The organism is Nonomuraea sp. IBHARD001 (assembly GCF_056106265.1).
This window is the reverse complement of sequence record NZ_JBWBBW010000002.1, coordinates 1-15,234: the sequence shown is the minus strand read 5'-3', so window position 1 is coordinate 15,234 and position 15,234 is coordinate 1. Positions and strand designations below refer to the sequence as shown.

The 15,234-nt window shown below is 67.2% G+C and carries 11 protein-coding genes and 1 tRNA gene; 1 reads left to right on the top strand and 11 read right to left on the bottom strand.

The features are described from left to right. Positions 1-20: 20 nt before the first annotated feature. On the bottom strand, positions 21-1,457 hold the full coding sequence (locus ACTWNK_RS02080) for a helix-turn-helix domain-containing protein (RefSeq protein WP_474301778.1): 1,437 nt from the start codon (positions 1,455-1,457) through the stop codon (positions 21-23). Positions 1,458-1,669: 212 nt separating this feature from the next. Between ACTWNK_RS02080 and ACTWNK_RS02075 the strand changes: the two genes are divergently transcribed. Further along, positions 1,670-2,113, top strand: coding sequence for a glycine-rich domain-containing protein (locus ACTWNK_RS02075; RefSeq protein WP_474301777.1), 444 nt, complete (start codon positions 1,670-1,672; stop codon positions 2,111-2,113). A gap of 259 nt (positions 2,114-2,372) precedes the next feature. On the opposite strand, the gene ACTWNK_RS02070 is transcribed toward ACTWNK_RS02075, so the two are convergent. The 10 genes from ACTWNK_RS02070 to dnaA all read right to left on the bottom strand — a co-directional run bounded on the left by ACTWNK_RS02070 (position 2,373) and on the right by dnaA (position 15,234). Further along, entirely contained in the window at positions 2,373-2,807 is a 435-nt protein-coding gene (locus tag ACTWNK_RS02070) for a hypothetical protein (protein WP_474301776.1), read from the bottom strand. 279 nt (positions 2,808-3,086) lie between these two features. After that, positions 3,087-3,160, bottom strand: a tRNA-Ile gene (locus ACTWNK_RS02065). Positions 3,161-3,285: 125 nt separating this feature from the next. Beyond that, positions 3,286-4,029, bottom strand: coding sequence for a DUF3566 domain-containing protein (locus ACTWNK_RS02060; protein ID WP_474301775.1), 744 nt, complete (start codon positions 4,027-4,029; stop codon positions 3,286-3,288). A gap of 3 nt (positions 4,030-4,032) precedes the next feature. After that, positions 4,033-6,540: a DNA gyrase subunit A gene (gene gyrA, locus ACTWNK_RS02055; protein ID WP_474301774.1), complete on the bottom strand. Its 2,508-nt coding sequence runs from the start codon at positions 6,538-6,540 to the stop codon at positions 4,033-4,035. 33 nt (positions 6,541-6,573) lie between these two features. After that, a complete protein-coding gene (gene gyrB / locus ACTWNK_RS02050) occupies positions 6,574-8,496 on the bottom strand; it encodes a DNA topoisomerase (ATP-hydrolyzing) subunit B (RefSeq protein WP_474310815.1) in 1,923 nt (640 codons plus the stop codon). 333 nt (positions 8,497-8,829) lie between these two features. Next, a complete protein-coding gene (locus ACTWNK_RS02045; RefSeq protein ID WP_474301773.1) occupies positions 8,830-9,366 on the bottom strand; it encodes a DciA family protein in 537 nt (178 codons plus the stop codon). Next, a complete protein-coding gene (gene recF / locus ACTWNK_RS02040; RefSeq protein WP_474301772.1) occupies positions 9,356-10,588 on the bottom strand; it encodes a DNA replication/repair protein RecF in 1,233 nt (410 codons plus the stop codon). Before recF ends, ACTWNK_RS02045 begins: the two co-directional genes overlap by 11 nt. Before the next feature lie 107 nt (positions 10,589-10,695). Then, positions 10,696-11,616 (bottom strand): phosphogluconate dehydrogenase (NAD(+)-dependent, decarboxylating), encoded by a 921-nt coding sequence (gene gnd / locus ACTWNK_RS02035; RefSeq protein ID WP_474301771.1) that lies wholly within the window; start codon positions 11,614-11,616, stop codon positions 10,696-10,698. Positions 11,617-11,874: 258 nt separating this feature from the next. Continuing rightward, positions 11,875-13,014 carry a DNA polymerase III subunit beta gene (gene dnaN / locus ACTWNK_RS02030; protein WP_474301770.1) on the bottom strand — a complete coding sequence of 380 codons (1,140 nt, stop codon included), beginning with the start codon at positions 13,012-13,014 and terminating at the stop codon, positions 11,875-11,877. Positions 13,015-13,545: 531 nt separating this feature from the next. Beyond that, entirely contained in the window at positions 13,546-15,234 is a 1,689-nt protein-coding gene (dnaA, locus tag ACTWNK_RS02025; protein ID WP_474301769.1) for a chromosomal replication initiator protein DnaA, read from the bottom strand.

The following is a 15,234-nucleotide window of genomic DNA, read 5'->3' as shown; positions in this document are numbered from 1 at the left end:
CTCAACCACCTCAGACCTCGCTACACGCCATTCGGCTCGTCGCTCGTGCTCGCCGCCGGGCCCAGCGCCGGAAGGGCAACAAGCCGATCGTGAAGCTCACGTACGGGCGAGCTTTCGATGGCGTTCAACTCATGATCGAGGGCGACGAGCCGACGGCGGGAGGTATCTCTGAGCCCGGCCGGTGGCACGGTGTCGAGTACCTCATAGGCGAGTCCGACCGCGTCATGGGGCCGACCGCGTCCGGCCTCGGCACGGGCGAGCACCAATGTCGCCGCGGCCCACGACGGCCGACCGATCGCGGTCTCGGCCCGGGAGGCGGAGGCGTGCCGACGACTCTCGGCGAAGTCGCCGAGCAGCAGCGACGCCTCGGCAAGATGGAGGAGCAGTTCGGCCGCGTCGAATCCGAACCGGCCGGAAGTACCCTCTCCGGCCGCGGCCATCTCGTCCTGAGCCTGACGCGCGACCCGGCCGGCGCCATGACCGTCACGCAGGTGCGCCAGCGCACGCAGCCGACCCCACGCGAGGACCTGCGCGCGCTGCAGCGGGGTGTCGGCATAACTCTGCGCCTGGTGGGCGAACTCCAACGCTTGCGGGTAACGCCGCTGGGTGTACGAGACGCAGGCTCGCGCCGCGAGTGCCCAACAGCTCAGGCGCCGATCGGTGGCCGCATGGCCGAGCCGGGCAGCGGTGGCCAGGTGGATCTGTGCGGCGTCGTGGTCGGCCAGATGGAGAGCCAGGTTCCCGACCAGGGCACTCAGCCAGCCCGCCCCCGCCAGCAGTTCCGCGCGCAGGCTGTCGGACGGATTGCTCCGCAGCATCTGCCCGACGATGGAACGGGTCCGGTGCACCTCATCGGCCAGTACGGCCACGGGCCAGCGCGAGTAGGTGGTGTCGTAGTAGGCGATAGCGGCCTGCAAGGTGGCAATCGTCTGTGGACCACCGGCCGGGCCCTCGGTCTCGCGGGCGAGCGCGACGGACTCGCGCAAGGCTTCCAACTGGCTGACGTTGTTGTCGGTCATCCGGAACCGCCCGTTCCCATTCGGAGCCATTGCCGTGCAGGCACCGTACCCGCTCGGGATGATCGCTAATGGGTGCCACGAGGGCAGCAGTTGCAGCTGTGCGGGCGCGGCCTGGTAGATGTCGCACAACGCGGCAGCGTAGACCGGGCTCGGAGTGATCTCGCCATGCTCGTAGCGGCACAGCATGGAGGCGTTCAGGCCCGGTTTGCCCAGCCGGTGGGTGACGTAGAAGCGATCGACCTGTTCGACCACCTGACTACGCGACCAGCCATAGGCCCACCGCCACGCCTCCAACGGCAGCACCTGGGGGAGCTCGTGCAGGATGGCCGCGGCGATGCGGGACACCGGCCAGCCGGAGCGTTGCCCGGCCGCCCTGATCTGATGCGCCGCCCTGGCGAGTTCGGCACGCCGAGGGCGGCTGATCCTGGTCCGTGCCATGGGCACCGCCTTCCAGCAGCGCGGCCGGCCTTGAGCGTAACCCGGTGTGTGCGATCGGAACATTGCCGGGCAGGGCAATGACGACGGCAATGATCTGACCGGGGCACGACATTGATCCGCGCCGTCGGCACGACGGACGGTGAACAAGCAGGCCCAGGGCATACCAGCCGAACGGCGAACGCCAAGGCGGCCCACGGCCGAAGGAGGTCCTCATGACAACCGCCCCGCCCACGAACGGCCGGCGCGACCCGCGCGCATTCGTCACACCCGAGGTGTGGGAACGGCAGATCATGCTGCTGACCCGCGACCACCCGTTCGACCGCGTCATGGCCGAGCGTGTCTTCGGCCAGGCCGTGGCCTACCTCATCACCGCGATGGAGAAGTGGGGACAGAGGCTCGGCATCGGCTGCGGCCCACTGGTGGACACAGGGGTGCACCAGTTCATCCTCGACACCCGCAACTACGCCGACTTCTGCTCAAAGCACTTCGGCGGCCATTTCCTGCACCACGTTCCGGAGATCGACTTCAAGTACGACGGGTCGGTGGAGAAGACCGCCCTTGTCATCGCCGACAACGGCTTCGAGATCGACCGCCCCCTGTGGGAGGCCGACTTCACCAAGTGCACACCCTGCGCACCAGGAACGAACTGCCACTAGCAAATCGCCAAGAAGGGCCGGGACGCCCTCGCCGTCCCGGCCCCTCCGCATGCTGTACCGGGCATTCGCCGATGGCGATGCCACCAACCTAAGGAAGCACGAACGTTCGGATCACCTGGCTCGATTCTCCAGCCGTCGGCGATTGTTAGCGCAATAAAATAGACGCCGAACCAGCCGCCACCGGCAGCGACAAAGGAGAACAGCAAGCCCGTAACCGGCAGGTATATGCTGGCCAATATTTGGAAAGCGGCGAGGATATTCACGGTGCGATCACGATGGCCACAGCCAGCAGCATGGTCGCCGGGATCAGGTTCGGCGTCTCTTCGGTCTCCGCGCCAACCGCCCCGAGGGCGAAGGCGGACGCCAGGCCGGCCAGCATAGCGACAACAATCAAGGCGGCTGCGGTAGCTACTCTGACATCGTCGTGCGGTGCCATTGTGAAAAGAACAATGATTGTCGGAACTGTGAATGCCGCCAAGGATCCGACGATGGGGGAGTAGGCTGCCGCTCCTCGCCGAATGTCGTAGTGACCACTGAAGGACCTACGCGCCGTCGGCGCCGATGGATCAGATCTCGCTTCCGGCGCCGCAGGCACGGCCTTCGCCATTCTGTTCAGCAATGCCCGGAAAAACGCCTCCTCATAGCGGGCGGGGTCGACGAGGCTGAAAAACTTCGGGGAGATCCACCGGAACATGGAAACGCGACCACCCTACTCACAACGCCATCACTCCTCATGACGATACGAGAGCCCGCCAACTACGTACGGAAGACCTGCGTGCGCACGGCGTCCGATGCCCAGACGCTTCGGGGTCGTCACACCCCAGGTAGCTTCCCTTCGGGCAACGTGGTGGATCTCGCCGCAGGAAGGTCGGCACATTCGCCTGCACACGTCAGAGTGGGCAGCACAGCCACCCAGAAGACAAAAGGCCAGATCCGCGATCACGGAATCTGGCCTCAAAGCTGGTCAAACGAGTGGGGCTACCAGGACTTGAACCTGGGACCTCTTCCTTATCAGGGAAGCGCTCTAACCGTCTGAGCTATAGCCCCGCGCACCAAACGCTACCGCATCCCCAGCGGGGAACGCGAACCGTTTCGTTCGGATGAGGAAAAGCTTACCGCCTCCAGGACCCAGCTTGCGCCGTACCCCGGAGGATACGGCGCAAGCGGGACGGCTACTCGGCCTCGCTGAAGGTGACCTCGACGCCGCCGACCAGGTCGGAGGCGATGTTGTAGATGACCGCGCCGAGTGTGGACAACGCGGTGATGAGGACGACGTTGACCGCGCCGATCAGGGCCGTGTAGCCCAGGATGCGGACGGGCTCGAACCAGGAGGCGATGTCGATCGTGCTGGTGTTCTGGCCGTCGGCGTTGGTCAGCTGGTTGACCGTCTGGACGACCGAGTCGAACACACCGAGCGCCGACAGCACGCCGTACAGCACGGCCACGGCGACGAACAGGACGACGAAGCAGACCAGGGAGACCACGAAGCTGAACTTCATGGCCGACCACGGCTCGATGCGCCGCAGGACCAGGTGGGCCTTGCGGGGGAGTCGCGGGCCGCCTGAGGACGACTTCTTGGACTTGTCGGGGAAGGAGACGACGGGCGGCGGGGGAGCCTCCGAGGTCAGCGAGGGGCGCAGGCGCACCGTCTCACCGGCGTCGGACTCCCTCGATGCCGGCGACTCCTTCAGTGGTGTGGACGCACGCTCCACCGGCGGCTTCGGGCCCGAGCCGTTGCCGGACGAGGAGCCGTTGTCCGACGACGGACCGCCGGAGGCTCCAGGGCCCTTGGCGGCCGGAGCCTTGCCGTTCGTGCCTGCGGCGGCCGAGGCGCTCTTGTCCTCGTCCACAGCGTCGAAGGACTGCGTTTCGCCGGTCGGCGTCGTTTTCGCGGGTCCACCCTTGGCGGCGCTCATGCCCTACTCTCCTCCCCCGTCTTCCTCGCCATCCACCTGAGTCTCCATCGACTCGGCGTTGCGCGCGAGGGCAACCACGCTGTCGCCTTCAGCGAGATTCATCAAGCGCACTCCCATGGTCTGGCGGCCGGACTGCTTGATCTCCCCGGCGCTGGTCCTGATGACACCGCCGTTGGACGTGATCGCGAAGACCTCATCCTCGGGGTTCACCATGACCGCTCCGACCAGCTTGCCACGGGCGCTGACGATTTTCGCCGTCAGCACGCCCTTGCCACCCCGTCCTTGCAACGGATAGTGGTCGATCGGGGTTCGCTTCGCATACCCGCCTTCGGTGGCGATAAGCACATCTTCGCCATCGGCCAGGCGATTCATGGCCAGAAGTTCGTCACCGTCGAGGAATCGCATACCGATCACACCGCTGGTCGCACGGCCCATCGGACGCAGGGCCTCGTCTGTCGCGGTGAAGCGGATCGACTGCGCGCCACGCGAGACGAGCAGCAGGTCGTCCTCCTCCGACACCAGCCTGGCGCCGATGACCTCGTCGTCGTCACGCAGGTTGATCGCGATGAGCCCGCCGGACCTGGGGGAGTCGTACTCCGAGAGTCTGGTCTTCTTCACCAGCCCGCTGCGCGTGGCGAGCACGAGGTACGGCGCCGCGTCGTAGTCGCGCAGGTCCAGCACCTCCATGACCGTCTCGTCCGGCTGCATGGCCAGCAGGTTCGCCAGATGCTGACCGCGGGCGTCGCGACCGGCGTCGGGCAGCTCGTAGGCCTTGACCCGGTACACACGGCCCTTGTTCGTGAAGAACAGCAGCCAGTGGTGTGTCGTGGTGACGAAGAAGTGGTCGACGATGTCGTCCTGGCGCAGCTGCGCACCGCGTACGCCCTTGCCGCCGCGCTTCTGCGCACGGTAGAGGTCGGTGCGGGTGCGCTTGGCGTAGCCGCCGCGGGTGATGGTGACGACCATCTCCTCCTCGGCGATGAGGTCCTCGATCGACATGTCGCCGTCGTAGGCGATGATCTCGGTCCTGCGGTCGCCGCCGAACTTGGCGACCACCTCGCCGAGCTCGTCGCCGATGATCTGACGCTGACGTGACTCCGAGGCCAGGATGTCGTTGTAGTCGGCGATCTGCGTCATCAGCACGTCGAACTCGTCCTGGATCGCCTGCCGCTCAAGGGCGGCCAGCTTGCGCAGCTGCATGTCCAGAATGGCCTGCGCCTGGACCTCGTCGATGTCGAGCAGGCTCATCAGGCCCTGCTGCGCGTGCGAGGCCGAGTCGGAGGCCCTGATCAGCGCGATCACGTCGTCGAGGCGGTCGAGCGCCTTGAGCAGCGCGCGCAGGATGTGCGCCCGCTCCTCGGCCTTGCGCAGCATGTAGCGCGTGCGGCGGACGATGACCTCGACCTGGTGCGCCACGTAGTACGTGATGAACTGGTCGAGACGCAGCGTGCGCGGCACCCCGTCGACGAGCGCCAGCATGTTGGCACCGAAGGTGTCCTGCAGCTGGGTGTGCTTGTAGAGGTTGTTCAGCACGACCTTGGCGACGGCGTCGCGCTTGAGCACGATGACCAGGCGCTGGCCGACCCGCGAGGAGCTCTCGTCGCGTACATCGGCGATGCCGGTGACCTTGCCCTGCTTGACCAGGTCGGCAATCTTGAGTGCGAGGTTGTCCGGGTTCACCTGGTAGGGGAGCTCGGTAACGACGAGGGCGTGCCTGCCCTTGTTGTCCTCCTCGACCTCGACCACCGCGCGCATGGTGATCGAGCCCCGGCCGGTGCGGTAGGCGTCCTCGATGCCCCTGCGGCCGACGATCAGCGCGGCCGTGGGGAAGTCGGGACCCTTCACCCTGGCGATGGCCGCTTCGAGCAGCTCCTCCTCGGAGGCGTCAGGGTTCTCCAGAGCCCACCTGACCGCCTCGGCGACCTCGCGCAGGTTGTGCGAGGGGATGTTGGTCGCCATGCCGACCGCGATGCCGCCCGAGCCGTTGACCAGCAGGTTCGGGAACCTGGCCGGAAGCACGACGGGCTCCTGGGAGCGGCCGTCGTAGTTCGGCTGGAAGTCGACGGTCTCCTTGTCGATGTCGCGCAGCATCTCCATGGCGATGGGCGCGAGCTTGCACTCGGTGTAGCGCATGGCGGCCGGTTGGTCGTTGCCGGGCGAGCCGAAGTTGCCCTGCCCGTCGACCAGCGGGTGCCGCAGCGACCAGTGCTGCGCCAGCCGTACCAGGGCGTCGTAGATGGAGGTGTCGCCATGGGGGTGGTAGGAACCCATGACGTCACCGACGACGCGCGAGCACTTGAAGTAGCCGCGGTCGGGGCGGTAGCCGCCGTCGTACATCGCATAGAGCACGCGCCTGTGCACGGGCTTGAGCCCGTCACGGACATCGGGCAGCGCACGCGAGACGATGACCGACATCGCGTAGTCCATATAGCTGCGCTGCATCTCGGTCTGAATGTCGACCGGCTCGATGCGCTGCTCCGGAGGCACCGGCGGGGTGTTCACTTCCGTCACGTGTAAAAGATCCTTTTCTCGGTACGGCCGGCGCTACACGTCCAGGAAGCGGACATCTCTCGCGTTACGGATGATGAACGCGCGGCGTGCCTCGACGTCCTCGCCCATGAGGACGCTGAACATCTCGTCGGCCTGGGCCGCGTCGTCGAGCGTGGCCTGCAGCAGGATGCGCGTGTCAGGGTTCATCGTGGTTTCCCACAGCTGGTTGGCGTTCATCTCGCCGAGACCCTTGAACCGCTGGACGCCGTCGTGGGCGCGCGGGTCGCGCTTGCCCCTGGCGATGCCCTCCTCGATGACCGCGTCACGCTCACGGTCGGAGTAGGCGTAGGAGGCGTCCTCGCCCTTGCGGTCCCACTTGATCTTGTACAGCGGCGGCTGCGACAGGTAGACGTGGCCGCCCTCGATCAGCGGGCGCATGAACCTGAACAGCAGCGTCAGCAGCAGCGTCGTGATGTGCTGGCCGTCGACGTCGGCGTCGGCCATCAGGATCAGCTTGTGGTAACGCAGCTTGGACACGTCGAACTCGTCGTGCACGCCGGTGCCCATCGCGGTGATCAGCGACTGGACCTCGGTGTTCTGCAGGACCTTGTCGATCCGGGCCTTCTCGACGTTGAGGATCTTGCCGCGGATGGGCAGGATCGCCTGGAAACGCGAGTCGCGGCCGCCCTTGGCCGAGCCGCCGGCCGAGTTGCCTTCGACGATGAACAGCTCGCACTTCTCAGGCTCGTTCCACTGACAGTCGGCCAGCTTGCCCGGCAGGCCGGACCCCGACTCCAGCAGCGACTTGCGCCGGGTCAGGTCACGGGCCTGGCGTGCCGCGAGGCGGGCGCGCGAGGCCTGCAGGGACTTGTTGATGATGTCCTTGGCCTCGCCGGGGTTGCGCTCGAACCAGTCGCGCAGGTGGTCGTTGCAGGCCTTCTGCACGAACGACTTGGCCTCGGTGTTGCCCAGCTTCGTCTTGGTCTGGCCCTCGAACTGCGGGTCGGCCAGCTTGATCGACACGATCGCGGTCAGGCCTTCGCGGACGTCCTCGCCGGAGAGGTTGTCGTCCTTGCCCTCCTTGAGGAACTTCTGCTCGCGCGCGTAGCGGTTGACGATCGACGTCAGCGCCGCGCGGAAGCCCTCCTCGTGGGTGCCGCCTTCGGCCGTGTTGATGGTGTTGGCGAAGGTGTAGACCGACTCGCTGTAGGAGTTGTTCCACTGCATGGCGATCTCGACGGAGATGCCCTCGCCGTGCTCCTCGAAGTCGATGATCGACGCGTGCGCCTGCTCCTTCTTGGAGTTGAGGTGCTTGACGAAGTCGGACAGGCCGCCCTCGTAGAGGTACTTCACCTCGACGGGCTCGCCGTTGACGTGGTCGGGCCGCTCGTCGGCCAGCGTGATCGTCAGGCCCTTGTTGAGGAAGGCCATCTCCTGGAAGCGCCGCGAGAGCGTCTCGAAGTTCCACGTGGTGGTCTCGAAGATCTCGGGGTCGGCCCAGAACGTGATCGTCGTGCCGGTCTCGTCGGTGTCCTCGCCCTGGGCGAGCGGCGCGACGGGCTTGGAGTGGTCGAAGGTCTGGCGCCAGTAGCTGCCGTTCTGCTTGACCACGACGTCCATGCGGGTGGACAGCGCGTTGACGACGGCGGAGCCGACGCCGTGCAGGCCGCCGGAGACGGCGTAGGACTTGCCGTCGAACTTGCCGCCTGCGTGCAGCGTGGTGAGAACGAGCTCGACGGCCGAGATCTTCTCGACAGGGTGGATGCCCGTCGGGATGCCACGACCGTTGTCGACCACGCGCACGCCGTTGTCGGCGAGCAGGGTGACGTTGATCGTGTCGGCGTGCCCGGCGAGGGCTTCGTCGACCGCGTTGTCCACGATCTCGTAGACGAGGTGGTGCAGTCCGCGCTCACCGGTCGAGCCGATGTACATACCCGGGCGCTTGCGGACTGCCTCGAGCCCCTCGAGTACGGTGATTGAGCTAGCGTCGTAGGACAAGTGCGAAATCCTCCTGCCGCGGACACGCGGCCGGGGAAGCGACCATCGCCAACTGCCCCCGCCGTGCCCGTCACCGTCGTGAGTGCCCCGATGCGATCACCCAGGGGAGTCGGCCTCTAGCAGGCCGGGGGTGACGCGCAAGCGGACGTGTCCGGAATCCGCTTTCATTCTACCGGGTCTCAGCCCCCAAAGTGGCATTGAACGCGCCTGTGATGGCCTGTCGCTCGTTTTCCCCCTTGGCAAGCATCCCCCCACAGGAAGGGGGGTCATCGCGTCAGACGCGATCTGATGCGCCGCTCCTGGGAGAGGCGGTCATCCGTAGGTGTCGCCCGGACCTCGGCTTCCGGTCACGCGCAATCCACCGGTCGGGCGCGGCGCATTCTGCGGCCCCCGGACCTTGACCCGCTGCACCGTGCCGTCGCCGAGCTCCTCGTTGAGCCTGCGCACCAGCGTGCGGGCCAGCAGCCTGACCTGGGTCGCCCAGGCCGTGGAGTCGGCGGCGATGAGCACCTCGCCGTCCTCGAACGTCTCCGGCTTGGTGTGGGCGGCGAGGTCGGGGCCGACGATCTCCTTCCACCGGCCGAACACGCCACCGACCGCGGCCGAGCGCTCCCAGCCCCTGTCGGACAGCAGATCCGTGATCGCGCGGCCGAAGAGCTGGGGGTCGCTCGCGTCACGCCTGGCGCCTCCGGCCCTGCGCCGGGGCTCACGGCGGGGGAGCTGACCGCGCTTAGCGGCATCGGCCTTGGCCTGGGCCAGCTTCTCCCTGGCCATGGCCGCCCCGCGCGCGGCGGGATTGCCTTCGGAGTTGTCCACAGGTGTGGACGGCGGGCCGCCGTCACCTGACACGGGTCACGCTCCCGCCCGCCACGTCGAACCGCGAGCCGATCAGCTCACCGGGCACGTCGTCGGCCACGGCGGCGGTGATGAGCACCTGCTCGGCGGGCGCGACGATCTCGGCCAGCCGCTTCCTGCGCTGGCTGTCGAGCTCGGCGAAGACGTCGTCGAGGATGAGCACGGGGTCGCCGCCGTCGGCACGCAGCAGGTCGTAGGCGGCCAGCCTGAGCGCCAGCGCGAACGACCACGACTCACCGTGGCTGGCGTAGCCGCGCGCGGGCAGCTCGCCGAGCCCGAGCGTCAGGTCGTCGCGGTGCGGTCCGACGAGGGTGACGCCCCGCTCGATCTCGCTCTGACGCATCTCCAGCAGTCGGGCGCGCAGCTGCTCCTCAAGAGTTTTCCCCAGGCCTGTGGATAACGTCTGCATAGCAGAAGATCCGCTCTCATCGGCCACTTCGTCCTCATGATCTTCCGACCCTGTGGACAACGTGCTCCGGTAAGCGAGGGTCGCGGCGGCCGATGTGGGGGCCAGCGAGGCATAGGCTCCGGCGACCAGAGGACGCAACTCCTCGATCAGATCGAGGCGGGCCCGCAGCAACTCGGCGCCGTGCCTGGCGAGGTGCTGATCCCACACCTCCAGCGTGCTGAGCACGTCTCCGGCGCCCGCCGCGGCGAAGGCCGACTCGCTCTCGGCCCGGCGCGGGCCGCCACGGCCGCGCCTGGCCTGAGCGGCCGTGCGCAGCAACGCACTGCGCTGCTTGAGCACCCTGTCGTAGTCGGCGCGCACCCCGGCGAACCTCGGCGCCCTCGCCACCAGCAGGTCGTCGAGGAAGCGCCGCCGCTCCGAAGGGTCGCCCTTGACCAGCGCGAGGTCCTCGGGCGCGAACAGCACCGTGCGCAGCAGGCCGATCGCGTCACGCGGCCGCGACAGCGCCGAGCGGTTGAGCCTGGCCCTGTTGGCCTTGCCGGGATTGATCTCCAGCTCGACCAGCGCCCGCCGGTCCTCCCTGTGGACGGCGCAGCGCACGATGGCCCGCGCGGCCCCCTGACGGACCAGGGGAGCGTCGTTGGCGACCCGATGGCTCGCATGCGTCGCCACATAGCCGAGCGCCTCGACGAGATTGGTCTTGCCCTGCCCATTGGGCCCGACGAACGCCGTCACGCCCGGCTCGAGCCCCAGCTCGACGGACGGGTAGGACCGGAAGTCGGTCAGCGACAGATGGGCAACGTGCATCCCACGAAGGTTAGTGGGCCACGCCCGTCACCGGGGACACGCGACTCACACCTGTGGAAAACGGCATGACGGCGCCGGGCCCTGTGGACAAGGCCCGGCAGAGGACGTCACTGAGCTTCGCGCGGCGGAACCACATCGGCGCCGGGGGAGTCGGCGCCCTTCTCCACGGCGTGCCCGCCGAACTGGTTGCGCAGCGCGGCGATGACCTTCATCGCGGGGGAGTCGTCCTGACGCGAGGCGAACCTGGCGTAGAGCGAGGCGGTGATCGCGGGCAGCGGCACCGAGTGGTCGACGGCCGCCTGCACGGTCCAGCGGCCCTCGCCGGAGTCCTGGGCGTACCCGCGCAGCTCCTCGAGGTGCTCGTCGCTCTCCAGCGAGTTGACCAGCAGGTCGAGCAGCCAGGACCGGATCACGGTGCCGGTGCGCCAGCTCTTGAACGAGCCGCGCACGTCCTCGACGACGTCGGAGGCCTCCAGCAGCTCCCAGCCTTCGGCGAACGCCTGCATCATGGCGTACTCGATGCCGTTGTGGACCATCTTCGCGAAGTGCCCGGCGCCGACCGCGCCCGCGTGCACGAAGCCGTCCTCGCCCTCGGGCTTGAGCGTCTCGAAGACCGGCATCAGCCTGGCCACGTCGGCGTCGGTGCCGCCGCACATGAGCGCGTAGCCGTTCTGCAAGCCCCACACGCCGCCGCTGACGCCGCAGTCGACGAAGCCGATGCCGTGCGCGGACAGCTCCTTGGCGTGCTTCTGGTCGTCCACATAGTGGGAGTTGCCGCCGTCGACGACGAGGTCGCCCTCGCTCAGCAGCCGGCCGAGCTCGTTGACGGTCTGCTGCGTCGGATCACCGGCCGGGACCATCACCCACACGGCACGCGGCGCCTCCAGGCGCTCGATGAGCTCCTTCAGGCTGCCGACGTCGCTCACGGCCGGATCGCGGTCGTACCCGACCACGTCGTGACCGCCGCGGCGCAGCCGCTCGGCCATGTTGCCGCCCATCTTGCCGAGCCCGATCATGCCGATCTGCATATGAGCACCCCCCTCAGGGTTTCCATCTTCCACAACGCCCCGTCCCACGCATTACCCAGGCTCGGGTCCCGCAACCGATCTCCACACAGCACCCGCCTGAGAGGCCCCCAGACACGCCGGACCGCCGCCACCCACCCGAGGGGGGCGAACACCACCCGCACGCCCCTCAGCGGCAACCACAGAGCCCGCACGCCGTACGGCAGGCACGACGAGGCGGGGGAGATCCTTCCACAACGAGGCCGAGGAGGGCGCCCTGGGCTAGCTGGACAGGCGGATCGGCATGATCAGGTAGCGGTAGTCGGGCGTGGCGCCGTCGTCGGTGGGCTTGCCGCCGGTGAGGATGGCGGGCTTGGTCGAGGTGGTGAACTGCAGCCTGGCCACGTCGGAGTCGATCGCGCCGAGGCCCTCCAGCAGGAACTGGTGGTTGAAGGCGATGTTGATGTCGTCGCCCTCGAACTCGACCGGCAGCACCTCGACGGCCTGCGCCTCGTCGCCGCTACCCGCCTCCAGCACGACCTCGCCGCCGCGGAAGGCCAGACGCACAGGGGTGTTGCGCTCGGCGACCAGGGCCACGCGCTTGACGGCCTCGACGAACGAGCTCGCCGACAGGTCGGCGTGCGAGGAGAACTCCGTCGGCAGCAGCGAGCGGTACTTGGGGAACTCGGGGTCGAGCAGGCGTGTGGTGGTGCGCCTGCCCGCGCTGGAGAAGCCGATCATGCCTTCGCCGGTGCCTCCGGCGGAGCTGAGCGCGATCTCGACCTCGGCGCCGGTCGTGCCGAGGGCCTTGGCGGTGTCGGCGAGCGTGCGGCCGGGGATCATGGCGATCGCCGAGAAGTCGGGCTGGCCGGGGCTCCAGCGCAGCTCGCGCACGGCCAGGCGGTAGCGGTCGGTCGCGGCCAGCGTGACGGTCTCGCCCTCGATCTCCATCCGGACGCCGGTCAGCATGGGCAGCGTGTCGTCCTTGCCCGCGGCGACGGCGACCTGGCCGACGGCGGAGGCGAACACGTCGGCGCTCACGCGGCCGGCGGCCGGAGGCATCGTCGGCAGGGACGGGTAGTCCTCCACAGGCATCGTCAACAGGGTGAACCTGGCACTGCCACAGGTGACCACCGCCTTGGCGCCTTCGACGACGAAATCCACAGGCTGTGCGGGAAGCGCGCGGGTGATCTCGGCGAGCAGCTTGCCCGAGACGAGCACCACGCCGGGCTCGCCGGTCTGCAGCTCCAGCGTCACCTCGGCCGAGACCTCGTAGTCGAAGCCGGACAGCTTCAGCCGCCTGTCCTCGGTCACCTCCATGCGCATGCCCGCGAGGACGGGCACCGACGGGCGAGCCGGAAGGCTGCGTGCCGTCCACGCGACCGCCTCGGCGAGCACGTCTCGCTCGATCCTGAACATCACGGCGATCAGCCTCCTGCTTGTCCTTGTCGTCGCTGACTCAAGTGTTCACTGTCCCGCACCGAAGCTCGGGCGGAACCCCTCTATGGGTCTTGAGTTTCTAGGTTAGATATCTGTGAAGTCATCTTCTTAGGGGCTGTGGATACTGTGGATGACTTGAGTTTTCCCAGCTCACACCGCGTGGCGTTACCCACCGTCCCTGTGGGTAACGCCTGGGGACAACTCCGCGCCCTGTGGACGACGAACCTTTACACACAGGCCATCCCCAGATCATGGAGCCTTTGTCCACCGGTTATCCACGAGGTTTCCACCGGTTACCCACAGGGTAGAGACCCCTGTCGCGGACCCGTCGGAGCGTTGCCCACAGGCCGTCCACAAGTCATCCACCGGTAGTCCCCAGGTTCTCCCCAACCTTTCCACAGCTTTATCCCCAGGTTCTGTGGATAACTTTTTTGGCCCGATCCGGCTTCGATCTTGTAAACCCGGCGTTCCGGGCTCTTCGGGTGATCCACAGAGTTATCCACAGGCTGTGTATTAAGGGGCCTTGGACGTCTGCTTGATGCGCATCGTCAGCTCGTTGACCTGGTTGTACATCGATCGGCGCTCGGCGATGAGAGAGCGGATCTTGCGCTCGGCGTGCATGACGGTGGTGTGGTCACGTCCGCCGAACTGCTGGCCGATCTTGGGTAGCGACAGGTCGGTGAGCTCGCGGGCGAGGTACATCGCGATCTGCCTGGCGTTGACGAGCGCCCTGCTCCTGGAGCTGCCGCACAGGTCGTCGATCGTGATGCCGAAGTACTCGGCGGTCTTGGCCATGATCGTGGCGATGGTGATCTCGGGGCCTGACTCGGAGGTGATGAGGTCCTTGAGCACCACCTCGGCCAGCTGCAGGTCCACACCCTGCCTGTTCAGGCTGGCGAACGCGGTGACGCGGATCAGCGCGCCCTCCAGCTCGCGGATGTTGGTGGAGATCCGGCTGGCGATGTACTCCAGCACCTCGGGCGGCGCGGCCAGGCCCTCCTGGATGGCCTTCTTCCTGAGGATGGCGATGCGCGTCTCCAGCTCGGGCGGCTGGACGTCGGTGATCAGGCCCCACTCGAACCTGTTGCGGAGGCGGTCCTCCAGCGTGATGAGCTGCTTGGGCGCCCGGTCGCTGGAGATGACGATCTGCTTGTTGGCGTTGTGCAGCGTGTTGAAGGTGTGGAAGAACTCCTCCTGCGTCTGCTCCTTGCCCTCCAGGAACTGGATGTCGTCCACAAGCAGAATGTCGATCGCGCGGTACCTGCTGCGGAAACCGTCGGCCTTGTGGTCGCGGATGCTGTTGATGAAGTCATTGGTGAACTCCTCAGAGCTCACATAACGCACCCTGGCTCCGTCGTACAGGCTCTGGGCATAGTGCCCAATCGCATGCAAAAGGTGAGTTTTCCCAAGGCCCGAGTCCCCGTAAATGAACAAGGGGTTGTACGCCTTGGCCGGAGCCTCGGCCACCGCGACCGCCGCCGCGTGCGCGAACCTGTTGCTGGACCCGATGACGAACGTCTCGAAGGTGTACTTCTGGTTGAGCCTGGCCGGTTCGCTGGACTTGCTGGCCTTGGTCTCCCACCTATTGGCCGGGAGCGGCTGGTTCATCAGCGCGGGCTGGATGTTCGGCTGCTGAGCGGGCGTCGCGGACAGCTGCTGCTGGGCCTGCTGGGGCGGCTGCGCACCCGGATACTGCTCGCCCGATCCGGCTCCGTCCACAGGCTGTGGGTACGACTGAGCCTGTTCATAACCGAACGGTCTCTGTGGATAGTCTGTGGATACCTGACCCGGCGCGGCCTGTGGAGAGTAGCGCTGAACTGGCTCGGAAGCGGCGTAGTGCTGGGGCGGAGCGGCCTGTGCATAACTTTGCTGGCCGTCTGGGGATTGGGGATAGCCGTTACCCACAGGCTGTGGATGTTGCTCGGCCACAGGGCGTTCGGTGACCGTCGTGTCGATCATCACCGCCAGCCGCATCGGCCGGCCGAGCTCCTGCGAGATCGCGTGTGCGACCAAAGGGCGTAGTTTGCCCTCGATGAGGTCTTTTACGAAGTCGTTGGGGACACCCAGAAGGATGGTGTCGTCGCCCGCCATCGCCAGCGGACGGACCATGGAGAGCCAGGTTCGCTGCTGAACGGGCACGCTCTCGTTGAGAAAGTTGCCCAACGCCCGTGCCCAGACCGTGCCGAGGTCGACGGCGTTCAT